This is a genomic window from Bacillus sp. B28 (genome assembly GCF_029536185.1).
In the GTDB taxonomy this organism is placed as follows: domain Bacteria; phylum Bacillota; class Bacilli; order Bacillales; family Bacillaceae; genus Bacillus; species Bacillus halotolerans.
On record NZ_CP120511.1, the window covers coordinates 199,987 to 225,355 of the forward strand.

The 25,369-nt window shown below is 39.7% G+C and carries 23 protein-coding genes and 1 pseudogene; 20 read left to right on the plus strand and 4 right to left on the minus strand.

The annotated features are described in order from the left end of the window. Nucleotides 1-210: 210 nt before the first annotated feature. The 12 genes and pseudogenes from glmS (at nt 211) to P3L57_RS01205 (ending at nt 15,820) form a co-directional block, all read left to right on the plus strand. Entirely contained in the window at nt 211-2,013 is a 1,803-nt protein-coding gene (gene glmS / locus P3L57_RS01150; RefSeq protein WP_015252962.1) for a glutamine--fructose-6-phosphate transaminase (isomerizing), read from the plus strand. 402 nt (nt 2,014-2,415) lie between these two features. Beyond that, a pseudogene (locus tag P3L57_RS01155) lies at nt 2,416-2,931 on the plus strand (TnsD family Tn7-like transposition protein); the annotation flags it as partial. 463 nt (nt 2,932-3,394) lie between these two features. After that, nucleotides 3,395-5,659, plus strand: coding sequence for an ATP-binding protein (locus tag P3L57_RS01160; protein ID WP_059334381.1), 2,265 nt, complete (start codon nt 3,395-3,397; stop codon nt 5,657-5,659). Between the two features lie 21 nt (nt 5,660-5,680). Then, nucleotides 5,681-6,547, plus strand: coding sequence for a hypothetical protein (locus P3L57_RS01165; protein WP_059334382.1), 867 nt, complete (start codon nt 5,681-5,683; stop codon nt 6,545-6,547). A gap of 1,373 nt (nt 6,548-7,920) precedes the next feature. Beyond that, nucleotides 7,921-9,438 (plus strand): NADH dehydrogenase subunit 5, encoded by a 1,518-nt coding sequence (locus P3L57_RS01170; RefSeq protein WP_069487421.1) that lies wholly within the window; start codon nt 7,921-7,923, stop codon nt 9,436-9,438. A 14-nt stretch (nt 9,439-9,452) separates the two neighbouring features. Next, entirely contained in the window at nt 9,453-12,068 is a 2,616-nt protein-coding gene (locus P3L57_RS01175) for a DUF2309 domain-containing protein (RefSeq protein WP_277617521.1), read from the plus strand. A 69-nt stretch (nt 12,069-12,137) separates the two neighbouring features. After that, nucleotides 12,138-12,659, plus strand: coding sequence for a carbonic anhydrase (locus P3L57_RS01180; RefSeq protein WP_044162149.1), 522 nt, complete (start codon nt 12,138-12,140; stop codon nt 12,657-12,659). A 63-nt stretch (nt 12,660-12,722) separates the two neighbouring features. Then, nucleotides 12,723-13,013, plus strand: a complete 291-nt coding sequence (locus tag P3L57_RS01185) for a DUF6407 family protein (protein WP_069487422.1) — start codon at nt 12,723-12,725, stop codon at nt 13,011-13,013. 56 nt (nt 13,014-13,069) lie between these two features. Continuing rightward, nucleotides 13,070-13,432, plus strand: a complete 363-nt coding sequence (locus tag P3L57_RS01190; protein ID WP_044162145.1) for a Na-translocating system protein MpsC family protein — start codon at nt 13,070-13,072, stop codon at nt 13,430-13,432. Nucleotides 13,433-13,648: 216 nt separating this feature from the next. Beyond that, nucleotides 13,649-13,951 (plus strand): ArsR/SmtB family transcription factor, encoded by a 303-nt coding sequence (locus P3L57_RS01195; protein WP_044162143.1) that lies wholly within the window; start codon nt 13,649-13,651, stop codon nt 13,949-13,951. Nucleotides 13,952-14,081: 130 nt separating this feature from the next. Then, nucleotides 14,082-15,254 carry an MFS transporter gene (locus P3L57_RS01200; RefSeq protein ID WP_069487423.1) on the plus strand — a complete coding sequence of 391 codons (1,173 nt, stop codon included), beginning with the start codon at nt 14,082-14,084 and terminating at the stop codon, nt 15,252-15,254. A 224-nt stretch (nt 15,255-15,478) separates the two neighbouring features. Beyond that, entirely contained in the window at nt 15,479-15,820 is a 342-nt protein-coding gene (locus tag P3L57_RS01205) for a hypothetical protein (RefSeq protein ID WP_069487424.1), read from the plus strand. Between the two features lie 146 nt (nt 15,821-15,966). On the opposite strand, the gene P3L57_RS01210 is transcribed toward P3L57_RS01205, so the two are convergent. Together P3L57_RS01210 and P3L57_RS01215 are read right to left on the minus strand one after the other, a co-directional pair. After that, a complete protein-coding gene (locus P3L57_RS01210) occupies nt 15,967-16,965 on the minus strand; it encodes a serine hydrolase domain-containing protein (RefSeq protein ID WP_069487425.1) in 999 nt (332 codons plus the stop codon). Between the two features lie 5 nt (nt 16,966-16,970). Further along, entirely contained in the window at nt 16,971-17,801 is an 831-nt protein-coding gene (locus P3L57_RS01215) for a MerR family transcriptional regulator (RefSeq protein ID WP_069487426.1), read from the minus strand. A 135-nt stretch (nt 17,802-17,936) separates the two neighbouring features. Between P3L57_RS01215 and P3L57_RS01220 the strand changes: the two genes are divergently transcribed. The 4 genes from P3L57_RS01220 to P3L57_RS01235 are packed head-to-tail and all read left to right on the plus strand — an operon-like array spanning nt 17,937 to nt 20,889. Next, nucleotides 17,937-18,914, plus strand: coding sequence for an alpha/beta fold hydrolase (locus P3L57_RS01220; RefSeq protein ID WP_069487427.1), 978 nt, complete (start codon nt 17,937-17,939; stop codon nt 18,912-18,914). Beyond that, the gene (gene ybdJ / locus P3L57_RS01225) at nt 18,914-19,585 is read left to right on the plus strand and encodes a two-component system response regulator YbdJ (RefSeq protein ID WP_059353014.1); all 672 of its coding nucleotides are present in this window, start codon (nt 18,914-18,916) and stop codon (nt 19,583-19,585) included. Before P3L57_RS01220 ends, ybdJ begins: the two co-directional genes overlap by 1 nt. Next, nucleotides 19,582-20,568, plus strand: coding sequence for a two-component system sensor histidine kinase YbdK (ybdK, locus tag P3L57_RS01230; protein ID WP_059334392.1), 987 nt, complete (start codon nt 19,582-19,584; stop codon nt 20,566-20,568). The genes ybdJ and ybdK overlap by 4 nt, the downstream gene beginning before the upstream one ends. Before the next feature lie 57 nt (nt 20,569-20,625). Continuing rightward, nucleotides 20,626-20,889, plus strand: a complete 264-nt coding sequence (locus P3L57_RS01235; RefSeq protein ID WP_044162133.1) for a hypothetical protein — start codon at nt 20,626-20,628, stop codon at nt 20,887-20,889. Here the strand turns inward: P3L57_RS01235 and P3L57_RS01240 are convergent. After that, nucleotides 20,874-21,644 (minus strand): serine/threonine-protein kinase, encoded by a 771-nt coding sequence (locus P3L57_RS01240; protein ID WP_059334394.1) that lies wholly within the window; start codon nt 21,642-21,644, stop codon nt 20,874-20,876. The genes P3L57_RS01235 and P3L57_RS01240 overlap by 16 nt on opposite strands. 325 nt (nt 21,645-21,969) lie before the next feature. Here P3L57_RS01240 and P3L57_RS01250 point away from each other — a divergent pair, with 325 nt between their 5' ends. From P3L57_RS01250 to P3L57_RS01265, 4 genes are all read left to right on the plus strand, one after another. Next, complete coding sequence (locus tag P3L57_RS01250) at nt 21,970-22,128, plus strand: hypothetical protein (RefSeq protein WP_175422405.1); 159 nt, start codon at nt 21,970-21,972, stop codon at nt 22,126-22,128. A 355-nt stretch (nt 22,129-22,483) separates the two neighbouring features. Then, nucleotides 22,484-23,872: an amino acid permease gene (locus tag P3L57_RS01255; protein WP_044162131.1), complete on the plus strand. Its 1,389-nt coding sequence runs from the start codon at nt 22,484-22,486 to the stop codon at nt 23,870-23,872. A gap of 111 nt (nt 23,873-23,983) precedes the next feature. Continuing rightward, nucleotides 23,984-24,232, plus strand: a complete 249-nt coding sequence (locus P3L57_RS01260) for a sigma-G-dependent sporulation-specific acid-soluble spore protein CsgA (protein WP_010332841.1) — start codon at nt 23,984-23,986, stop codon at nt 24,230-24,232. A 17-nt stretch (nt 24,233-24,249) separates the two neighbouring features. Continuing rightward, nucleotides 24,250-24,441, plus strand: a complete 192-nt coding sequence (locus P3L57_RS01265) for a DUF5370 family protein (protein WP_044162226.1) — start codon at nt 24,250-24,252, stop codon at nt 24,439-24,441. A gap of 30 nt (nt 24,442-24,471) precedes the next feature. Here the strand turns inward: P3L57_RS01265 and blaOXA are convergent, their stop codons facing one another. Continuing rightward, complete coding sequence (blaOXA, locus tag P3L57_RS01270; RefSeq protein WP_059353016.1) at nt 24,472-25,281, minus strand: class D beta-lactamase; 810 nt, start codon at nt 25,279-25,281, stop codon at nt 24,472-24,474. Nucleotides 25,282-25,369: the final 88 nt, after the last annotated feature.

Here is a 25,369-nt window from a genome sequence, read left to right on the forward strand (position 1 = left end):
CGAGGATGGAGGTTATCGATTTTTCGGCGGATGCCTCCCGGCTGAGTATGCAGATCACAGCCGTAAGGATTTCTTCAAACCAAGGAGGCGACTCCTTGAACAAAGGGAAATCACATGATCTTCCATAAAACATGTAGGAGGGGACGATTGAAAGTCCCCTTGAAAAATGACTTTCTTCGTCTCCTTTTACAATCTTAGGAGGAAGAAATTATGTGTGGAATCGTAGGTTATATCGGTCAGCTTGATGCGAAGGAAATTTTGTTAAAAGGATTGGAGAAGCTTGAGTACCGCGGCTATGACTCTGCTGGTATTGCTGTTGCCAACGAACAGGGAATCCATGTGTTCAAAGAAAAAGGACGCATTGCAGATCTTCGTGAAGTTGTGGATGCCAATGTAGAAGCGAAAGCCGGAATTGGTCATACTCGCTGGGCTACACACGGCGAACCAAGCTATCTGAACGCTCACCCGCATCAAAGCGCACTGGGCCGCTTTACACTTGTTCATAACGGCGTGATCGAGAACTATGTTCAGCTGAAGCAAGAGTATTTGCAAGATGTAGAGCTCAAAAGTGACACCGATACAGAAGTAGTCGTTCAAGTAATCGAGCAATTCGTCAATGGAGGACTTGAGACAGAAGAAGCGTTCCGCAAAACACTTACACTGTTAAAAGGCTCTTATGCAATTGCTTTATTCGATAACGACAACAGAGAAACGATTTTTGTAGCGAAAAACAAAAGCCCTCTATTAGTAGGTCTTGGAGATACATTCAACGTCGTGGCGTCTGACGCGATGGCAATGCTTCAAGTTACAAACGAATATGTAGAGCTAATGGATAAAGAAATGGTCATCGTGACTGATGATCAAGTTGTCATCAAAAACCTTGATGGTGACGTGATTACACGTGCGTCTTATATTGCTGAGCTTGATGCCAGTGATATCGAAAAAGGCACGTACCCTCACTACATGTTGAAAGAAACGGATGAGCAGCCTGTTGTCATGCGCAAAATCATCCAAACGTATCAAGATGAAAACGGCAAGCTGTCTGTGCCTGGCGATATCGCTGCCGCTGTAGCGGAAGCGGACCGCATCTATATCATTGGCTGCGGAACAAGCTACCATGCAGGACTTGTCGGTAAACAATATATTGAAATGTGGGCAAACGTGCCGGTTGAAGTGCATGTAGCGAGTGAATTCTCCTACAACATGCCGCTTCTGTCTAAGAAACCGCTCTTCATTTTCCTTTCTCAAAGCGGAGAAACAGCAGACAGCCGCGCGGTTCTCGTTCAAGTCAAAGCGCTCGGACACAAAGCCCTGACAATCACAAACGTACCTGGATCAACGCTTTCCCGTGAGGCTGACTATACATTGCTGCTTCATGCAGGCCCTGAGATCGCTGTTGCGTCAACCAAAGCATACACTGCACAAATCGCAGTTCTTGCGGTTCTTGCTTCTGTGGCTGCTGACAAAAACGGCATTGATATCGGATTTGACCTCGTCAAAGAACTCGGTATCGCGGCAAACGCAATGGAAGCCCTTTGCGACCAGAAAGACGAAATGGAAATGATCGCTCGTGAATACCTGACTGTATCCAGAAATGCTTTCTTCATCGGACGCGGCCTTGACTACTTCGTATGTGTCGAAGGCGCACTGAAGCTGAAAGAGATTTCTTACATCCAGGCAGAAGGTTTTGCCGGCGGTGAGCTAAAGCACGGAACGATTGCCTTGATCGAACAAGGAACACCAGTATTCGCACTGGCAACACAAGAGCACGTAAACCTAAGCATCCGCGGAAACGTCAAAGAAGTTGCCGCTCGCGGAGCCAACACATGCATCATCTCACTGAAAGGCCTAGACGATGCGGATGACAGATTCGTATTACCGGAAGTAAACCCAGCGCTTGCTCCATTGGTATCTGTTGTTCCATTGCAGCTGATCGCTTACTATGCTGCACTGCATCGCGGCTGTGATGTTGATAAGCCGCGTAACCTTGCGAAGAGTGTTACTGTGGAATAATAAATGTTTAACCCCTTTGGTTATTTAGCCAAAGGGGTTTTTTGTCCATCCGTCGTTTATAAGTGAACGGATCGTTTTATTTTGCATTCTCCGTATTCCAACTATGTAGTTGTAACTTTCCTCTTCTCAACGCTGCAAAGTTGGTACCCGCTGTTAGATAGTCGGTACCCGACCAACAGGGAATCGGTGGATAACCGGTAGCCACAACACTATGTATGGACTATTATTCCACTGTGAATCAAGCAGTAATATCAATATCAAATCAATAATAATTCAGGCTGGATCCATTGCGGTCCAGTCTGTCCATATGCTCCCGACCCCTTGTCCCGTAAGGACTCATACTGTATCCTGCTTTTCCCAATGATGTTCCCTATACAGTTCTGAAGAACACTTTGGAAGAAAAAGTTGCAATTTTTGTTGAATGACAGGCAGTGTTATAGGGAGATTGCTCGGAAACTAGGTGTGGATACCAATACCGTAATTAAATATGAAAAATTTATAGATACCAAAAGTAGTTCAAGAAAGGAATTTCATAAAGGTAATGATTTGGTAAATGAGAACCGAAGTGAATGGATGCTGCTTCAAAAGGACTACCCCAACCTTACGAAAACCCAATTAAGAAGGAAAAGTCGAAGGAAAAGTCCAGTGGTATATGCTTTCTTATTTAAGAACGATAGAAATTGGCTCAACGTAAATTCACCAAAACGGCAAAAGGTTGAAACAATAAATAACCGTGTTAATTGGTTGAAAAGAGACCCGGAAGTATTAAAGAAGGTCCATGAGGTGGTTGTGGGTGTAAATAATATAAGCGGGAAGCCCATAAGAATTACAGTAAAGTCACTTGGAGACCGCATTGAAGAGAGGGCCTTGTTGGAAAATCATTTGGATAAGTTGTCGGAAACGAAGGTGTTTATTTAACAAGTTTTGGAATCAGAGAAGGATTTCCGTCTGAAAAGGGTAAAGTACGTAATTAGAGAAATGAAAGAGGAGGGAGAAGTGATTAAAGGATGGGAGGTTCTGAGGAAAGCAGGTATTAAAAAGAAGTTTTATGAGGAGATTATTGAGTTTCTTAAACATTATAATTGGTATAAACTCAAAGTAACATATAATAGGTGTCCTATATTAGGGATACCTTTTTATTATTAATAAAAAGTCAAAAATGAGAGGCTATAATGAAATAAAAATGTAAGCGTTTTTACATTGAGGTGAGGTCATAGTTGTTCCATTAATTGCTGCTTATTGTTTGCAACCAAATACAGAAATCGGGAAAAAATTATTAGGATTTTGGAACTCCTCTTATACATGTTAAACTTTTCCTGTAAAATAGAAATTAACATCAGGAAAATTATATCGGGAGTAGGAAAAGTTGGGAGGGAGTAGTTTGATAGAAAAGATTAGTATTAAGGAAGTTGCATCCTATGATTCAAGGGGAATTGAAGTTAATTTGAGTAAGATCAATTACATTTACGGAAGCAATGGTACCGGAAAGACAACTATTTCTGAATTTCTAAGAAATAGCGACAATCAAAAGTATTCTTCTTGCAATATAGAACGGAAACAAGGGAGTTCTGCCTTCGATTTGTTTGTTTACAATAGAAATTTTGTCCAAGACAACTTTAATATCAGGAATGAAATAAAAGGGATTTTTACTTTAGGTAAAGAGTCTACTGAAATATTGACCTTAATAGACGAAAAATTGAAGGGTGCACAGAGACATCAAGAACGAATTGGAAATTTAGAAAAGAATATAGAAGAAAAAGAAGGGAAATTAGAAACCTTACAATCAGAATTTGTTGATCAATGCTGGGAATTAAAGCAGAATTATGATGAAGTTTTTGAAGAGGCTTTTACAGGTCTTCGCAATAATAAAAAGAGATTTATGGAAAGATGTTCGGATGAAGCTACAAATAACAACAGTGATTTATATACATATGAAGAATTAAAGAACAGAGTTGATTCGGTCTATAAAAATTCCCGAGAAAAAGTTAGGGTAATTCCAGAAGTACACTACGATAGCTCTTTAGAGAAACAATCAATATTTCAAACGAAAATAATAGGTAAAAAGGATATAGATATTGCTAGATTAATATCTGAACTAAATATAAGTGACTGGGTACAGAGAGGGCATAGACATATGGAAGATTCAAATGGTGTGTGCCCATTTTGTCAACAAGAGTTACCCGAGAGTTTTAAGGAAAAGTTGGATGAATATTTTGATGAAACATACACTGAACAAATACAAAATCTTAATTCATCCATAGAAAAATATAAAAGAGATACATTTGGCTTTTTTGAAAAGTACAATTTTCTTATGACTGAAGACATACCTTATATTAATAAAGAAAAAATAACATCTCTATTTGAAATAATTAATTTAACGTATAAAGAAAACACTCAGCTGCTTGAAAGAAAGAGACATGAGCCAAGTAGGAGCATTGAGTTAAGTTCAATAATAAGTTACCTTGAGCAAATAAATTCAGAGGTCGACCGTGCTAATATACAAATAATTGAATTAAATAGGGTAATTGATAATATTAAAGAAGAAAGAGAAGTGTTAACAAAAGAAATATGGCGATTTATTGTGGAAGAGAATAAGAGTCATTATGAAAATTACATGAGTAATTTTACAAGAGAGAATAGCGCTTTAGTGGGAATGAAAAGGGGTAAGGAAGAGCAAAAAACTCACAAAAAGAGACTAGAAGATGAAGCGATTGAGTTACAGAATCAACTTACGAGTGTATTACCTTCTATTCATGAAATCAATATGCTGCTTAAATCCTTTAGTTTCACAAATTTTCAGTTGGCAGAATCTGCTGAACAGGGTAATTACAAAATTGTAAGGCGAAATGGTGAAGATGCAAATGAAACATTAAGTGAAGGAGAGAAAACCTTTATTACCTTCCTGTATTTCTATCAGCTCATTAATGGCAGTAATGATCAGGACAAAGTAAATACAGCAAGAGTAGTTGTGGTTGATGACCCTATTTCTAGCTTGGACAGCAATATACTATTTATGGTGAGCAACCTCATAAATAATTTGAAGAAAAAGGTAAGGAGTAATGAGTCTAACTTCAAACAATTAATTATTTTGACACATAATGTTTATTTTCACAAGGAGATTTCTTACAACAAAGGTAGGAGCAATAAAAAGCAACCTGATGAAATATTTTGGATTATCAGGAAGACAGGTAATATATCTTACATTAGTCGATATGAAGAAAACCCCATTAAGAATTCATATGAACTACTTTGGAAAGAATTACGTGAAAATTCTAATTCAATAACAACTCCTAATATTATGAGAAGGATATTAGAAAACTACTTCAAGTTCTTCGGAAACGTTGATATTAATGAAATTGTTGAAGGGTTCCTAGATGATGATAAGGTGGTTTGTAATTCTTTACTTTCTTGGGCTAATGATGGGTCACATCATGTGAATGATGATCTATATGTAGATAGTAGCCAAGAACAAAATACAATCTATTTTGAGGTATTTAGAAAGATTTTTATAAATTCTAATCATGAATCTCATTTCAACATGATGATAGGGAACATTGTTAATGAAGTGGAGAAGAACGAAGCAAACGATGAGGCTGAAAAGGAAATACAAGAGGCATTAACACAAGTTGCTGTTGGTAAAGAATAAATTACAAGGAGGGGAACCTTGATGTCAAAAGCTATCCATTACGACCTTACAACCTTCGAAGGTACAATACAATCACTCGGTAAATACTTGAGTATAACAGAAAGAGAAATTAGTAAATATATCGCTAATAATAAGGATAATTATGATTGTGATGAGTTCATTGAATTATTTCAAATAACCGATGAACAATTGTTATCAAGTGAGCTTATAATGTCCTCTCTCCATGTTACCACTAATAATGATGGTTGTTCGAGTATAAAAAAATACGGGCTAATTAATTTACAACAAGCTATATTGTTAGACACTCCATTAAATAAATACTTACAAAATAATGGTGTCCAAATAGATTTAGCAAAGAAACAAGTTCATTATAAAGGGGGAATTTACGATATAGCCAAGGATTATCGAGGCCTTTCAGGACGAGATTCAGCCGAATGGGTGAGTTTTAAATTATTTGAGGATTATCAAATTAATTCATTCTTTTTCAGTGAAAATGTATTAAATTATGGAGGAAACGTGAATGAAAGTCCCGAGTTTCTATATAATTTAGCACAACTTCTGAAAGATGGAAAAATACAATATGATTGGGTGAATGACAACAACAAAAAATGCTACGTAATTAAGTTCGAGGCACCTATTAGTAATATTAAAAATTTTTATAATAGGATTTACACAGAAAATCTTGAGGAAACAGAAATTAATTTGATGAATAGAAAATGGATTATCGAAAAATCATTATCAATAATAAATGAGGGGGTTTTTTATAGTAGACAAACTGATGAAATTTATTGTGAGTTGAAACCAAATGTTTCTGTACCATTCAGTAATATTATGAAAATATATTCTCCAAATGAATACTTAAAAGAATACAAAGTGATTAAAAAATGAACGTGAGAATCATAATATCTCTTTTATTACTCAAAACGGAACCTGTGATTGCTGTAATAATGAAGTAGGTAAATTTAAATATATAATACAAAAATGAATGATTATATCATATTCTGTTACAATTATCAAGGTGAAAGAAAAAAGGAAACGATACTATTAATTTTAGATACTGCAATATATCAGCAACACTAAATATTTCTGTTATAAAAGACTATTACATATGGGAAGCTAAAAAATTTCCTCCTTGTTCGGGTGTATATATAATTTATGGCAGAAATGATGAGCCTTTATATGTAGTTGTAACTGTCCTCTTCCAAACGCTACAAAGTTGGTACCCACTGTCAGATAGTCGGTTCCCGACTAGCAGGGAGTCGGGGGATAACCGGTAGCCACAACACTATGTATGGACCATTATTCCATTGTGAATCAGGCAGTAATATCAATATCAAATCAATAAAAATTCAGGCTGGATCCATTGCAGTCCAGTCTTTTTCTATGTGTCCATATGCCCCAACCCCTGCCCATACTGTGTCCTGCTTTTCCCAATGATGTTCCCTATACAGTTCTGAAGAACAGGAAAAGAAGAAAATAAACCATGAGAAAAGAGAAGAATTCTGTTTCTCTTCCCGTGTTTTTTCTTATTTCTTTTTCTTTCAGGGAAAATTCTTTTTGAATACAAAGAGTATTCTGTATAAATCAAACACGAAAAAAGAAAGGAAAATCGAGGTAAGATGACCGTTTGAGGGAAGAACTTAATAAAACTGAAAAAAAGTTAAAAGAGGGGGAAGAGTTTACAGTTGAAAAGGTTTGATGGAGACTTGAAATGAACTTGGTAAGGTACCAACTTAAACGAACACCAAAATCTGAATCCCACTGAATTAGAATAGTAGTTTTAGTTGACAATGTTTAAAATTTAGCATATCTTATACTTAACTTAATAATCGGCCCAGATGTTTATTTTCGTTTGTTACATTATTAGGTCTTTAGCATTCTTTCAACTAATCTTGACAGGATGAAAAAGTATCCTAATTTAAATGGAAGAGAAACATAAGTCGATTTTATTTAATAATTAAGCACTATATTAAAGTGTAGCGGTGATTTCATTCCTTTAGAATGAACTTAAAATATTGTATAAAGTAAAATGACCAATAATAAGGTAGCTCTTCAAAAAACTTCCCAGAAGTTAGTTGAAGTGAAGCCGACAATTTTCAGGATTCAATGATCTAACATAATCATTGAAATTTTGAAGTTGTCGGCTTTTTTGTTGGAAAAAAATAGAGATAAATAAAAATTGAAATAAATAATAGACAAATATGATCTGATTGAAAGGTCTTTTGACCAATAATGAGTTTTAAAAAAGGGAGAATTTTGAAATGTTAGTTTCGCTGAGTTTGTCATCATTATTAACATTATTTTTTATTACGCTTATTGCTTCTGGGATAAGTGGACTATTGTTTTTACATCCTCGCGTATCCTTGGGTTTTGTTCGCATTCATATTGGTATCTTGGCTTTACCGCCGTTGGTTGCCTTAGTGATTCTTGCCAATAGGAGTGTGAATGGGAATGTTGGCCCTTGGCACTTCGATTCCTTAGCTTGGTTAATGACTTTCTTTGTTCTTACAATTGGTTTAATCATTCAGCGTTTTTCTGTACGTTACTTAATGGGTGATCGATCTTATCGAAAATATTTTACGCTTTTTACTTTCACTACAGGTGCTGCTTCAATTGCGTGGTTAAGTGGTGATCTCCGCCTGATGGTTATTTCTTGGGGAGCAACTCTTGTCGGTTTAACCCTGCTTATCAGGTTAAACAGTGCTTGGCAAGTCGCTGGTGAAGCAGCCAAGGTTACTGGCCGTTTATTTTTGTTAAGCTGGCTTTCTTTGTTTTTCGCGATAGTTTGGCTTTTTCAAGTCACAGGTCAATGGCAGCTATCATTGGTTTTAACAAATGAAAGCTTAGCTCAACTGGGGGCATGGGAGAGAACAGGGATTAATCTATTGATTGTATTAGCAGTGATCATTCCTGCGGCTCAATGGCCATTTCAAAGATGGTTAATTGAGTCTATTGTTGCTCCAACTCCTGTTTCTGCGATTATGCACGCAGGTTTAGTAAATGCAGGCGGTATTATACTCACTCGATTTTCACCTCTATTTAACGGTGGTATCGCTTCAGTTATTTTACTTCTGCTTGCTAGCATTTCTGTATTGATAGGAACGGGTATTAGTTTAGTCCAGGTTGACTATAAACGCCAGTTAGTAGGCTCCACAATTGCACAAATGGGGTTTATGCTCATTCAGTGTGCATTAGGAGCCTATATCGCAGCCATTATTCATCTTATTTTACATGGTTTATTCAAAGCTACGTTGTTTTTACAGGCTGGTTCGGCAGTAGGGCGTCATGAAGTATCGGCTCGTACTAATGAAAGAACATCCTATTTATGGGTCATGGCTGGTCGGATTTTATCCTTAGTTATAGGCGTTGCTTTTTGGCTCGCTGCACCTGGAGAGGGATATCAATTCATTAGTGCGCTGATCTTAGGGTGGTCATTGTCCGTTTCTTGGACTCAGCTTGTCGCTTTTGGAGAGGGCCGAATTGGCCGAATTGCCGGTTTAACTGTTTTAGGAGGAGCAGCCCTCGTATATTTTATCATTCATAACCTTTTCTATAAGTGGCTGCATACAACCATTTTTCAAAGTGTTCAACCTCCAATGTCAGCTGTCATGATTGTCGTATGTCTCTTGCTATTTGGCAGTGCTTTAGGTACTTGGGTTGCTCGTCGTCGTTCTTCCGTTTTTTTCGCAGTACTCTATCTTTGGTTAGTACGATTAGGTGAAGCAAAACCCAAGACAGTAGAGAGTCATCCAGACTACCTTAAACAATATTTATCATAAGGAGGTAATAAGTGTTGGGCATTACATCCGTATTAACGAAAGAAAATGTAAAAAAGAAAGAGACAGATATTGATATTCAAGAAAGAGATATTAACGTTTTAATTGAATCTGCCAGCCGAGTCATTGCACCGCTTTGGCCTATTTCAACATTTGCTGCACGTAACCCGTGGATGGGACTTGAAAACCAACCTTTTGATCAGGTTGCAAGTTGGCTGAAACATACTCGTGATGTTGATATATACCCTAGTGCGTCTATGATCCGTTCAGCAAAGAATAAAGGTGAGATTGATGAAGAATTTGTAGAAATGGGGCTGCAGCATTGGCTTGATTCACATTCCTTTCATATCCCAAGGGATGTGGCAGAGCGATTTTGTCATGCTGGATTACAATTAGAACCACTGCCTTCCGACCTTTTATCATCACATAAGCTGGAGAAATTGGTGAATGAATGCAGTGGACTGGATCATATCGAGAATATTTTTATGCAGCCAATCAGTTCGTATATAGAGAATCAGGATGGTGAAAAGGTAGTCAACATACTAGACCATCATGTCATTAAGTGGAGTAAATTATATCTTGATGACTCTCAGGCAGGCTGGACAATGCCCAACCGTGAGGAAGGTTTCTATCGTGCCTGGCAGCATCTCATTCAGTATGATCCGGCACTTAGTAAGAAGCAGCGTGAAAGATTAAAAGGTTGGCCGCAAGAGGCACATTTGGCTTTACAAGAAGCGTTATTCGCACTAGAAATCCCTGAATCAGAGATACAGCGTTATCTTGAAGGCCATTTACTTTCCTTACCCGGATGGGCAGGGATGATGCTTTGGCGCTCCCAACAATCGAGCCATGAACATGCACTTCTAACAGAATATTTAGCAGTTCGGATATCCATGGAGTGGGCTATTATAAAGCCATATTTACCTATTAATAATGAACGATTTGAGAATAAAATTTCAATTACTCCCCTTATAGCAGCTTGGATACATTGGGGGGGGCTTACATTAGAGGAATGGTCACAGATGCCGGCTGATGAACAAAACGAATATTTATCATTTGCCTACAGCTTTGATGAGAAACTTCGCAGGAAACTTTGGTTAGAAGCTTGGGAACAAACATACACTGATAGATTAAGCCAGAAGATCATCTCGAAACAACGTGAAACCGACGGTAAAAAATCTGCATTAGCTCAATTAGCATTCTGCATCGATGTACGGTCAGAGCCTTTTCGTCGTCAACTAGAAAAAGCAGGCCCGTTTGAAACGATTGGTGTTGCTGGTTTCTTCGGGGTGCCGATTGCAACTTGTGAACTTGGCAGTCAACACAGTCATGCCTCCTTGCCGATCATACAAAAACCACAACATAAAGTTAAAGAGTTCGCAGATGAAGATGTACTCGAAAAATACAACCAACGAACGCAAGCGGTTCATTCTTTAAGCCATACATTTAAAACGATGAAGCAGAATGTGCTTTCGAGCTTACTACTGCCTGAGCTAAGCGGACCTTGGCTTACTCTACAAATGGCAGCCCGTAGCTTTGTGCCAAGAAAGGCGGGTCATTTCATTCGTAATCTCCGTGAGGCTTGGCTGCGCAAACCTGATACAAAACTCTCGCTTCATTATGATGCTACAGAGGCAGAAATACCTTTGGGTTTTACTGATGAAGAAAAAGTGAACTATGCTCGGCAAGCACTAAAAATGATGGGATTAACAGAGAATTTTGCACCCTTAGTCGTGATTTGCGGACATGGCAGTCAAAGCACCAATAATCCTTATGCCGCGGCTCTTGATTGTGGTGCCTGCGGTGGAGCGGCCGGCGGATTCAATGCAAGAGTTTTAGCTGCTTTATGTAATCTTTCAGAGGTAAGAGAAGCTCTCTTAACTGAAGGAATGAAAATCCCTGAGGATACGGTTTTTGCAGCAGCTGAACATAATACAACGGTGGATGAATTACATTGGCTTTATGTACCAGAGCTTTCTGAAGCTGCACAAGAAGCATTTGAGCAAATTGAAGCTGCTATGCCGAAAGTGAGACATCGTGTAAACGCAGAACGACTGGCCCAATTACCGAATGTCCAATCGAACCTTAAAAATCCGAAGGCTGAGGCAGACCGATTTGCGGAGGATTGGAGTGAGATACGTCCGGAATGGGGACTGGCTCGTAATGCCGCTTTTATTATCGGCCAACGTGAATTAACCCAGGATTGTGATTTGGAAGGAAGAGCCTTTCTCCATAATTATGATTGGAAGCAGGATGAAAGCGGCGAAATCCTAGCAAATATTATTGCAGGACCTGGAACTGTAGCCCAATGGATTAATTTACAATATTACGCATCAACAGTAGCACCCCATTATTATGGCAGCGGAAATAAAGCAACTCAAACCGTTACTGCAGGTCTCGGAGTGATGCAGGGGAATGCAAGCGACTTGTTAGCCGGACTGCCTTGGCAATCCGTCATGCAATCAGATCATGAGGCTTATCATTCTCCTCTTCGTTTGTTGATTGTCATCCAAGCGCCTAGACAATATGTAGAACGGTTATTAAATAATGACCCAGTATTTCTGCAAAAAGTTCAAAATGGATGGGTTCGACTGGCTAGTATTGATCCAGATGGATGTTGGGAAAGCTGGTAACCATGAAACTAAACAAATGGATTTGTTACTCAATATAAAAATGATAAACATAAGGAAGAGGTGTGTTATATGAATGTAAATAAAAAAGTATTATTTTTGACGGACATTGAAAACGGTTTGGAGCCTATTTTACAAGAAGTGACGAACACTCCAGCAGAAAATATGCTGACTATCCAAAGCTATGGTGCCGCTATCTCACATCCTTATGGAGAAATCATGAGGTCTGTTATTTTTGCGATTTACCAGGAAGATGTTGAGGAGGTCTTTGTAGTAGGAACAAAAGATAAGCGGACTTCAACAGATCATATGCTAACTCAACTTGAAACAATGAAGGATAAAATACAAACATTGGATTATCTCTTTCAAAATTGCAAGCCTGAATTTTTAGGCGATACGGTCGATGAGTGGCTAAATGTAGATAGCAGTGGCGCTGTTGAAAAAAGTGTTGATATCATTCGTCAACATCCACTGGTGCCGTCATATGTTAAAGTAAGAGGTTTAATCGTTGATCATAAGGATGGGGAATCCTCTATTGTGGAGGTTCCTTCTACTAAAACAGGTCAAGCCTTACCTGATCATTGCTTGTCATGATGGAGCGAAGTGGTCAGCTTCTACACCCATATATGGGGAGAAAGCAGTTTTAAGGAGAATGTAATGGGCGTTAGTATAACTGATTTTGTCACGAAAACAATAGAGGAAATGAGCTCGTTTGATCGAGAAAATATGGAATGTATGAAAAAAGTAATAAGAAAAGCAATTCATTTTTATCATTTAAAATCTTATGAAGAAGTTGAGGAAACCCAATTAGGGAGCGTTCGATTTTTGCATGTACACTCTATGATGGAAGAAAATATGTTATCCAAAATTGTAGCGGTCACAAGAAACGGCACAACTGATTTGGATATTGAAGGTGTATATGAAGGATTTGTTGTAAGAGAATATTAATGAGACGAAATAACGAATAGAATATGCCAATTATTTTGCCAGGAGATGTGTTATATATGAAAAAAACGAAAGGTTCTATTGAATCAGAGATCAGTAAGTCCATTACGCAATGGGAGAAGGATTATCTTGGGCGCGGGTCTGTATCTGTTAAAACTGATATACTGCGGGATATGATTATCGTTAATTTAAAAGGAATTTTAACACCAGCAGAATATGCAGTTTGTGGATCAAAAGAGGGTATGTTATCTATCAAACAAACTCGTTCGGAGTTAGTTGAATCAGGGATAGAGGGTCTAAAGGATATTATCCTAACGATAACCGGAGAAAAAGTGATAAGTTTTCATACTGATTTAAGCTCTCGGACAGGTGAACGCGTGATGGTATTTAAATTATGTAATGATCTGGAGAAAAATCTATAATATTTGGAGAGATAAAAAAGCAGAATGAGAGCAAAGTATATATAAAGCAGCGCTTTCTAATGGTCAACCTAACAGTAGATATGCGAAAGTTAAGTTCTGTAATACCTCCAACTGGCCTGAAATAAGTCTTCAGATTTTTAATGTCTAAAAAGAAGTCAGTCATCGAAAACGAAAAAACGAATTGACATATCGGGATATAACGATATAATAAACGATATGGAACCAATTGAAGTATTCAAAGCCTTATCAAATGAATCAAGGCTGCAAATTTTGCAATGGCTGAAGGAACCTGATCGTCATTTTTCACCCCATGAAGGGATTGATATGAACACAATCGGGGTATGTGTCAGTCAAATAACAGACAAATTGAAAATGACGCAATCAACGGCTTCCCAATATCTCACCATCCTTTTAAGAGCCGGCCTGATTAAGGCGGAGCGTATTGGAAAGTACACTTATTACAAAAGAGATGAAGAAGCCATTGGGAAACTTGCGGACTTTCTTAAAACAGAGATATAAAAAATAAACATCAAAAGATGTTTATTTTTACACCATACATATCGACATATTACGATGTGTTTATTTTTTAAATTAACATATCGATAATTCGTGATATGTTGTTATAATAAATAATTAAGGAGTGAACTTTATGTCTAACACCTTGAAAATTTATATGTTAGCCATTGTCAGCTTTTTAGTCGGAACTTCAGAGTACATCATTTCGGGTATTTTGGATCGCATTGCTCATACACTTGGGATCACCTTGGCTGCCGCGGGCCAGCTCATTACGATCTTTTCACTTGTATATGCTCTTTTAACACCCGTACTCATGGCGTTGACAGCAAGTATGGATAGACGCAGATTGATGATTTATGCTCTCGGTTTGTTTGTGTTCGGCAATATCTTGGCCTTTGTTCTGCCTGGTTATGGTTGGTTTATTGCAGCGCGGATCATTATGGCGATGGGAGCGGGTGTGGTTGTTGTAACCGCATTAACGATTGCCGCTAAGATTGCGCCGGAAGGAAAGCAGGGCAGTGCCATCGCTACGGTCGTTATGGGATTTACCGCTTCTTTAATCATTGGTGTTCCGCTTGGAAGAATGATAGCAGTAGCATTAGGCTGGAAGTCTGTATTTGGTGCAATTGCTTTGTTGGGATTGATCGCAATGGCCGTTATATTCTTTACTCTTCCGCATACTGAAGGGGATAAACCTGTACCTTTGCTTCAACAGCTTGCTCTTTTAAAAAAATGGAAAGTGGCGATGGGATTATCAATCACTTTCTTCTGGCTCGGGGGATATTCTGTTGCTTATACCTATCTGTCACCGTATCTCTTGAACATTTCAGGAATAAGCGGCAAGCTGCTTAGCGGTGTTTTGCTTATATTTGGAATTGCCAGTTTGGTTGGATCAAAGTTTGGGGGATATAGCACCGATAAATGGGGAGTGCCCTTTACACTCGTTGGCGGGATGACATTGCATATCGTCACACTGATTCTGCTGTCACTTGTCACCCATTCCCATATCGGAGTGTTGGTGATTTTGATATTATGGTCGTTTGCCGCATGGTCTACCGGTCCGACACAGCAATTTCACCTGGCTACAATAGAACCGGGGATGTCAGGTGTTTTGCTTAGCATGAATCAGTCAATGATGCAATTCGCCATGGCAGTCGGCGCAGGAATAGGGGGAGTTTTTGTAGAAAACGTATCATTGGCCTCGATTACCTGGATTGGTGCATTAGGGGTTATGATTGCCATTATTGCATCATTGATGATTTTTCATTCACAACCGAAACAGGCGCTAAAAGATATCAATCAATAATATACTTCTTAAAATTCAATGGGTTCATTTCGAAAGATCTAACATCCGCTCGTAATATAAGCGGGTGTTTTTTTATAGAAGGCACACTGAAGCTGAAAGAGATTTTTGCCGACGGAGAGCTGAAGCACAGCAAGTTATAATATACTAGGAATGGAAATAACGATATGGCGGAAGGGTTCTAACGCTTCTCGCCTGTAAGATCACTACTTTGAGGATGTGTCATCGTGAATCAAAAGACGTACATTGAAATGAGAAGGACATCGCAGTACATCAACAAATTGAGAGAGTATTCAGTGCTAATTGATGGGGCTGAGATGGGAACTATCAAAGATGGAGGAAGGCTGCGAATTGATTTACCGCCTGGTGAGCATGTTATTCAAGTGAAGATTGCTTGGTGTACAAGCCCAACTTTGAGGTTTACTTTAGCGGAAGGAGAAGTGTTGAAGTTTAGATGCGGAAGTCCGCTTCGAGGTTGGAAGTTGCTTTTGGCGCTTTTTTCTGTTTTGGGCCGTCCTGAAAATCATTTGTTTATCGAGCAGGAAGAAGAGAAAAAGGCTTTGTGGTGATTTTATGTTACTACATGGATAAAATATCGCTGAATTCTGTTCTGTGAAAGTTTAATTGACATAAGAAAGAATGGCAGCCTTCTCAATATCGTGCTCCTTAGAGCAGGCTGCCAATAAGGAATTCTCGTTTGTCAATTTTCATAATTTCATTGAGAAACTAAATACTCCTTAATCAATTGCCACCTGTCACGAGCATTCATGATGAACTCCGATGCAATGGCTACGACCAGGTCTTTCTCCGGAACACAGCAAATCACATTGCCGCCATCCCCAAGTGCTGAGTATGAGAAAACACCTTCCTCTTCACGCAGCCACCAAAGATAGCCGTAGTTATTAGCGTTCATCGCTGTTGATTCGTCAATCCATGATTTCGGAATGATTTGTTGATTGTTCCAAGTACCATGATTCAAATAAAGATAACCAAACCGTGCCATATCCCGCGGAGTCATCGTAAGCCCCCATCCTCCGGTTGAATTGCCATCCGGATCATTAACCCATCCCTTCACGTTTTTTCCGAACAAATCATCAAAGCCAAATGATTTCATACCATAATAGGGGATTTCTTTCATGCCGATCGGTTTAAACAAGTGCTCGTTGGCAAACTCGCGGGCGCTCTTGCCTGTGCTGCGGGTGATGATGGCTGATAGCAGGTGTGCACCTGCGGTGGAGTATTTAAACGTGCCGATTGGGCCTCCTTGGCCCAGCATATCCAGCGTATAGGTGATCCAATCTGGCTGCATGCACATCTTATCGAGCGGTTCATGCCAGTCTTCAAATGGATAGGGAGCTGTCATCGTGAGAATGTGGCGTATGGTGATGTCTTGTTTTTGTTTATTATAAGGATCCGGAACGTATTCTGGGAAAAAGTCCAGCACGTTTTGGTGGACACTTTTTATGTATCCTGCATGTATCGCAATCCCAATAAGAGCTGACATGATACTTTTGGTTACTGATGCTACATGATGCGTATCATTCGGTCCATAGCTATGATAATAGCGCTCAAAGGCGATGTATCCATTTTTTACAACCACAATACCGTTTATATTGCTGTATTCGGACTTTATTTTAGGGTCAAGCTTAGACAGTTTTTCGGTGTCCATCCCTAAGGCTGCTGGGTCTGCAGTTGGCCAGTCGTTTCTTTGCATGACAGTTACCTCTCTTTTTTCTTTATTGGAAAATATACTTCAGTCACAATATCCTCTGGGACACCAGCTTGCTGGTGATCGGTTACGTACACTTCATAGGGGGATTGTGCCAATTCATAGCCTTCATCTTCGACCCATTCCCTCAGCTTGGCGTATACGGATGTCAATTCTGAATAGGGACCCTTTAATACAGACTTTGCGCATAGGCCTCCGCGCAAGTCTCTTGTTCCTCTAACAGTCTCCTCTATTGGAATCGCAAACTCTGTATCATTGCCAGCAGGGTTGTATTCAGGGCTGTGATAAATGGTCATGGGCGTGCCGAGCAAGGTAAGTTTATCAACAGCAATTCTTTCATATAGCCTGCTAAAATATTTTTCGTATCCTAGGGCATAGTCATGACTGCTCATCATTTTGCGTAAATACAGGATGTTCATTGGCTGGGTTTCAGCAAGCACTACTTCTATATCGTCAAGCCATGACATCATTGGTTTGCCTTTCTCTGCACGCAGAATATCGAGGTTCAATTGGGTAAGGGTATATTCATAAGCATTGATCTTTTCCTGTACTTCTTTTCTTTTTCGCTGAAGGGCAGAACCAAGCTTTTCTTCAGCCTGATCCTCTTCCAAATCGAGGATGGCTTTGATTTCTTCCAGAGAAAAATGATACGACTTTAAACGGTTAATCAAGAGCATTTCTTTGAGCTGCCTGATAGAATAATATCGATATCCATTTTCAGGATTAATGTCCTCGGGGTGGATGAGTCCGATTTCATCGTAGTATCGCAATGTTTTTGTTGATACTTTGCATATCTTTGAAAATTCACCGATCGACAGCAAGCGATCACCTCCATGCTCCAAATGTACACCTTTCCGTAAGGGCAAAGTCAAATATGAAAATAAAACTGTTCCAAAGTTAATCAGTTATTTATTTTCATACCGTATCCTTTCAGTATCACGTGAAAGGAGCATCATATGAAAACATTATGGAAAGTCGTAAAAATCTTTTTTGGCAGCATAGGTGCTTTGCTTTTGCTTGCAGCCGTCTCGGTCTTTATCTACCACCATTACCAGCTAAATAAGGAAGCAGCACTCCTTAAAGAAAAAGGCACATTAGTTGATGTTGACGGTAAAAAAATGAATGTGTATCAAGAGGGAAGCGGGAAGGATACGTTTGTGTTTATGTCCGGTTCGGGGATTGCTGCGCCTGCTTATGAGATGAAAGGGTTGTACAGCAAGTTTTCAAAAGAAAACAAGATTGCTGTAGTGGATCGTGCGGGCTATGGCTACAGCGACGTGTATGATGATGACAGGGATATTGATACAATATTAGAACAGACGAGGAAAGCGCTTCTGCAAAGCGGGAATAAGCCTCCTTATATTTTAATGCCTCATTCCATATCTGGGATTGAAGCGATATATTGGGCGCAGAAATATCCTGAAGAAATTAAGGCGATTATTGCGATGGATATTGGATTGCCTCAGCAGTATGTCACGTATAAATTGAGCGGGATTGACAGACTGAAAATGAGAGGATTTCATCTGTTAACTTCGATTGGTTTTCATCGATTTATGCCTTCCGCAGTATACAATCCTGAGGTGATTCGGCAGTCGTTTTTAACTGATGAAGAAAAAGAAATCTATAAAGCCATTAATTTTAAGCAATTTTTTAATGCTGATATGGAGCATGAGCTTTTACAGTCTTATCAAAATGGCAGCAAATCTATGAATTTGCCGGCGCCAAAAGACACCCCCGTCCTCATTTTAGATGCGGTCTCTGACCAAAATAGAAATTCAAAGTATGCCATACAAAACCGAAAAGATTATGAAGCGTTTGCGGCTCAATTTAATACAGCCGATATAAAGGAACTAAGGGGAACACACAGTATTTATTTATATCAGCCCGATCAAATATATAAATTTTCCATGGAGTTTATAAGAAAGGTTCGCTAATGAAGAGTTATCATATTTTAATCGTGGAAGACGATGTCATGATTGGTGATCTGCTGCAGAAGATTTTGCAGCGTGAGGGATATCATGTGATGTGGAAAACAGATGGAGCGGATGTGCTTTCGGTGATTCAGAAGGCGGATTTGGTCATTATGGATGTGATGCTGCCGGGTGAGGACGGGTATCAAATGTCTAAGAAAATAAAAGATTTGGGGTTAAACCTTCCTATTATTTTTCTGTCCGCCCGCAATGACATGGACAGCAAGCTTCAAGGGTTGAAAATCGGCGAGGATTACATGGTAAAGCCTTTTGATCCGAGAGAGCTGCTGCTGAGAATGAAAAATATGCTTGAGCATCATTATGGCACCTTTACGCAAATCAAACATTTGTATATTGATGCAGACACCAAAAAGGTATTCAATGGGAGTTTGCACCATGAAGTGCTGTTTACCGCGATTGAGCGGAAAATATTCTTCTATCTGTATGAAAACAGAAACAATATTTTAACAAAGGAACATTTCTTTGATTATCTATGGCAGCTTGAAGACAGAAATCCGAATATCGTGAATGTGCACATTAAAAAAATCAGAGCGAAAATTAATGATTTAGCGGGTGAGATCATTGAAAATATCTATGGAGAAGGGTATCGGCTGAATACCGTTGTGAAGAAATGAAGCTAAAGACAAAATATCAGTTGTTATTATGTACCGCCGTCATTAGTGTTCCGGTACTGTTGCTGGCGGTTAGCATTTTGATGTCGGTGATTTATGACAGCGTGTTTAAACCGATCAATCATGGCATGCCCTTTCACAGGTCTTTTGCGTATCCGGCAATGCTGGCTGTATTTTTATTATCACTTTTATTGTTAGCTTTTTTATTTTCAAAATCGATCCATTCTCTGCTGCGTAAAATCAATCTATTAAATCAAACCATTCGGCATCTGGCGAGTGATCAAAAGGTGCCCGATAAAATAGAAGTGAAACGCGCTGATGAAATTGGCGAATTGATCAAGTCTGTCAACTTGTTAATTGAACGGACAACGTACCGGGAACTGGAACTAAGACAGCGAGAGGAAATAAAAAAGGAGCTGCTGCAAAAACTAAGGCATGATATTAATACACCTTTAACAGCCCTCAGGCTGCAGTTATTTTATTTGGAGAGCCAGTGCCAGGATCAAACCGCATTTGAATCTTTGTACCAGCAAATTGAATATATTGCGGAATTAACGAATGAATTCAATCATTACTCAGCCGAAACGTTAGAGAGTTCTTATATTGTAAATGACGAAGTCGATATTTCTGTTCTATTAGAAACCACAGTGAAAAAGTGGGATTATTTATACAGTATCAATGGCATTGAATTGCAATTTAAGCCGTCAGATCAAAGTTTGATATGGGTGAGCAACAGTTTATGGATCCAAAGGTTATTCGATAACATTTTTCAAAATACGCTAAAGCATTCGAAAGCTGAAAAGCTGGAAGTCACGATAGAAAACGGAGCTGTTTCGATTCGCGATGATGGCATTGGATTTGATAGAGATCAAGATAGTAACGGGCTTGGGTTGAAGATTATTGAGGATATATGCCGGTTGCTTCATATTAGCTATGAGCTGCAGACAAATGAAAATGGGACTGCGTTTTTGTTTTCAAAAAAGTGATCCGGCTATGTTTTTCTTTCTTCCGAACAATTATATATAATAGGAAGCAGAAAAGGGGTGAACAGCATATGTTTAAAAAAATCATCAAAACGATCAAGTCCCTCTCAAGCAGCTCGAGTGATCGCCATCACAGACACCGGCACTACAGCAGCAGCCGGCGCCGCCATTACCGCAGCTACAGCAGCAGCTCTGGCAGAAGAAGACATGATGATCGTTATGGCGGCAGTCACCGCTACAAACGCCGGAGCTACAGCAGCAGTTAATCGCAAAAAAAGTTCTTGTTCCGCATTGGGACAAGGGTTTTTTTATGTCACTGATTGAATCGCACGCTTCAGGTCTTCGCGAATGGAAGCCGTGTGCTGATACTCTTCATCAATGCCCAATAATTTTTTCAGCAGCAGGGTTACTTCTTTTGTCAGCGTTAATTCCTCCAGCCAAGTGGCGTTTTTCTTCTTTTTCCCTTTATATTGAGAGTACAGCAGGAACAACAGGGTTTCTCCGAGATCGAAGAAGTCATCCTGTTTTCTGAGCTTTAATTCCTCATCTTCTTCATGAGATAACTGTTTGGCAAGGCCGAAATCGATAAGATATACGTTACCGTGATTCATCATAATGTTTGGCGTTCTGATGTCAGTGTGAAAAATGAGACGTTCATGCAGGTATTCTACAATGTCCAGCAGCTGAGACATCAGCTGTAATGCCATCAGCTCTGTAAACGGCTGTTTTTGAAAAAATAACAATTCCTCTATATTATCTCCCTCGACCAGCTGCATGACATAGCAGGCTTGTCCGTCTATGATGAAGTCTTCTATGAAGGCCGGGATTTGCGGGTGGTTGATGCTTTTGAGCAGACCAATTTCCTGCTGAAATCGGACTCTTTCCTTTTGTTTTTTGGCTTTTGTCGGACGGAGCTGTTTTAAGACGTACGGTGTTTGCGTATGAACATCGGTGCACACATAAACCAAGCCGTAGCCGCCCATGCCGTGGCATTCTTCGATTTTGTATTGGTTGTTCAGTAGGACACCGTTCTTCAGTGGGCGGTCAAATAATAGCTTTTTTAACTGTTTTAATGCCATTCGCGCTGCACTTCCCTTGATTGTACTGATTATAGTTTATCAAAACAATTGCATCTTGGGCTAAGTCTATTCTATGGAAGCTTAGCATAAAAAAGAGCCGAATCCCTGTAATGGCAGTGATTCCGGCTGCGGAAACAGAATAAGTACAAGTAAATAGAACTGACAGCATGAGAGCGAATTGAATGATCCATTTTTAGCCATGAGAAAGCCTCCTTTTTTTCGTCATACATGAAGTTTCAGATGTAAATAAATGTTTTAAGAGGTTGATATATACAATGGATTTGCCGATAAATAGAGAAGAGAGAATTATTCAGGAGGGAATCGAATGCGTCTGGATCGTCAATATATCCGCACCCAGCTCATGGCACAGAATATCACGAAAAAGGTTTCGGCTGATAAAGGCAGGAGTACATCGGCAGAGGTGCTGGGAAAGGCATACAGTCGGCTTGAAACATTAAAACGTCAAACCGGCGTAAATTATTAGGTAAGCTGTTCATCGTGAACAGCTTATTTTTTTATGCCCATCTCTTGAGAGCAGCTGTATCATGTATCGTTTTCAATATTGTCATGATTTCATTATATTCATATAAAAGATTTTAATGAAAGTGATAGATCAAACCCATTGAATGAAAGTGTTTACCTGAAAAAAACAATTGTATTTTCCAGAGAAATTTATTATGATGAAATAAGTAATTTTGGAGATTATCTAACAATTTTATGATTGAATTTTCTGATGTTTGTAGCTTGATATGAAATGAAGAACGTTTTGGAGGCTGGTCGGCCTTGATCCTATTTCGGTTGAGCTGTACATGTATTCGTTTTTAAGAGGAGGAAGCGGAGTGGAAAATAAAGAATTGAAGAGGGGTTTGAGCGCCCGTCATATTCAGATGATTGCCTTGGGCGGCACGATCGGTGTTGGTTTATTTATGGGTTCTGCCAGCACGATTTCATGGACTGGCCCGTCTGTCCTTCTGGCTTATGCGATTTGCGGAATTTTTATCTTTTTTATCATGCGTGCAATGGGTGAAATGCTGTATGTGGAGCCGAGTACCGGTTCTTTTGCAACCTTCGGTCATCAATACATTCATCCCCTTGCTGGTTATATGACGGCGTGGAGCAACTGGTTCCAGTGGATTATCGTCGGCATGTCAGAAATTATCGCAGTCGGTTCTTACATGAAATATTGGTTCCCGGATTTGCCTGCTTGGATACCTGGTATCGTAGCTATGGCAATTCTCGGTGCGGCGAACTTAATTTCTGTTAAGTCGTTTGGCGAGTTTGAGTTTTGGTTTGCGATGATTAAAATCGTGACGATTATCTTAATGATTATTGCCGGAATCGGAATTATCTTCTTTGGATTTGGCAACGGCGGAGATGCTATCGGTTTATCTAATCTGTGGTCTCACGGAGGCTTCTTTGCGGGCGGTTTCTCAGGATTTTTCTTTGCATTGTCTCTGGTTATTGCGGCTTATCAAGGGGTTGAGCTGATCGGGATTACTGCCGGAGAAGCAAAGGACCCGCAAAACACGCTGCGCAACGCGATTCAAAGCATTATCTGGCGTATTTTGATTTTCTATATCGGTGCTATTTTTGTGATCGTGACGGTATATCCTTGGGATGAGCTGAATTCACTTGGAAGCCCGTTTGTGTCTACGTTTTCTAAAGTTGGAATTACAGCAGCGGCCGGCATTATTAACTTTGTCGTTATCACGGCGGCGATGTCAGGCTGCAACAGCGGGATTTTCAGCGCGGGACGTATGCTTTATACATTAGGTGTCAATGGACAGGCACCGAAATTCTTTGCGAAGATTTCTCGCAATGGTGTGCCGCTGTATGGCACAATCGCGGTGCTGATCGGATTAGCTGTCGGCGTTGTGCTGAACTATGTTGCGCCGCCGAAGATTTTCGTTTATGTATACAGCGCAAGCGTGCTGCCGGGGATGATTCCTTGGTTTATCATTTTGATCAGCCACCTCGGATTCAGAAAAGCGAAGGGCGCGGCGTTAGATAAACATCCGTTCAAAATGCCGTTTGCACCTTTCACAAATTATTTGACGATTGCTTTCTTGCTGATGGTTCTTGTCGGCATGTGGTTTAATGATGATACTCGGATATCTTTAATTGTAGGGGTTATTTTCTTAGCTCTTGTGGTCATCAGTTATTATGCCTTTGGAATTGGGAAGCGCGTGCAGGCGGATCTTACAAAAAGAAATCAAGCAGCTGAATAATACAGGAAAAAGAGACATTGACTGATGTCTCTTTTTTCATTTTTTGCGTATGGATTTTTCTCATTTCAGCAACCTATAGGATAAAGAACGAAAAGGAAAGGTGCTTATACTATGGATGTTACACTCGGTTATTTGCGCGAGTCACTTTCAAATCATCTTGAAAACGAAGTCTGTCTGCGGATTTGCAAGAAGATGCTGGCGAAGCGGTATGCCAATGAAGAGGAGTTTGTAAAGGATTTGGATGACGATGAGATGTCATATTTGAATCAGGTGCTGGAAAAGGAAATTAAGTATGCCCAAGACGAACAGGATCAAAAACGGGCCAAGGAATTAAATGAGGTGTATGAATTACTGCTTTGAGAAAGGCGGGAATGAAATTGGGTGCGATTGAACGAAGCGGTTATACGTTTCAGCCGGAGTTTAGTGTCGTCCGGCAAAATGGGGCGATCCACGTGTATCATCATGGAGAATTTGTTGAAGAAATTGAATTTGAGTTTAACGGGGATTACCCGGATCATGATTTGATTGAAGAGCTTGTGAATCATTATTGCTTTGAGCATGACATTTAAGAGCCCTGTACGTTTGCAGGGCTCATTCATTTATGAAGTGATCAGGCCATATTTTTTTAGAATATCAATTGTGATGTTTTTGGCTGTTGTACCGGAGTCATCAACATTGGTGACAAACGTATAGGAGCCGTGCTCTGTTTTGATGAATCCGACAAACCACCCTAATCCCATGTCTGTCAGGCGGGTTCCGGTTTTGCCGTAAAGCGTATAATGATTTCCTTCTTCTTGAATCATCATGCGTTTGACCGTTTTCATGACCGTTTTGTCAAACGGGAGCTTCTCTTTGTAAAGCTTCTCCATAAAGGCTTCTTGTTCCAACGGAGAGATTGTCAGAGAGCTTTGCAGCCAAAACTGGTCGATTCCGCCGCTGATATCTTCGTTTCCGTATGACAGGGTATGAAGCCATGTTTTCATTCTTTCCTCGCCGATGTCCCTCGCTAATGCCTGGTAATACCAGATGGCAGATTCCCGCATGGCTGAGCCAAGTGTATGGTCGCGGTTCCATGATTCGAATTCGCGTTTGACGCCATCCCAGCGTTTGACATCGTATTCATCCCGGACGGCTTTTACCTGCAAGCCGATTAAGGCATTGGTCACTTTAAAGGTAGATTGCGGAGTTTGTCTTTTGTTGGCCCGTTCCTTGTTGTAGACAAATGTCTTATCCTTTTCTAGATCATGAAGGATGAAGGTTCCGTTAGTATCCTTGAACTCCTTATCCACATTCATCCGGCTGACATTCAGGTGCTTTTTTGTTTCATTGGAGGGCGCTTTTGCATGAACGGACAAACCTCCTGTCACGGCAATGACCAGCACAAGAAAAGCATATATCCATTTCTTCATTTTGATCTCCCCTTTGTTTTGATCATCTATCTTTTCTCCATTTCTGCTTTTCTACCTTTAAAAGTAATGAAAAAATGCTTGGAAGCAA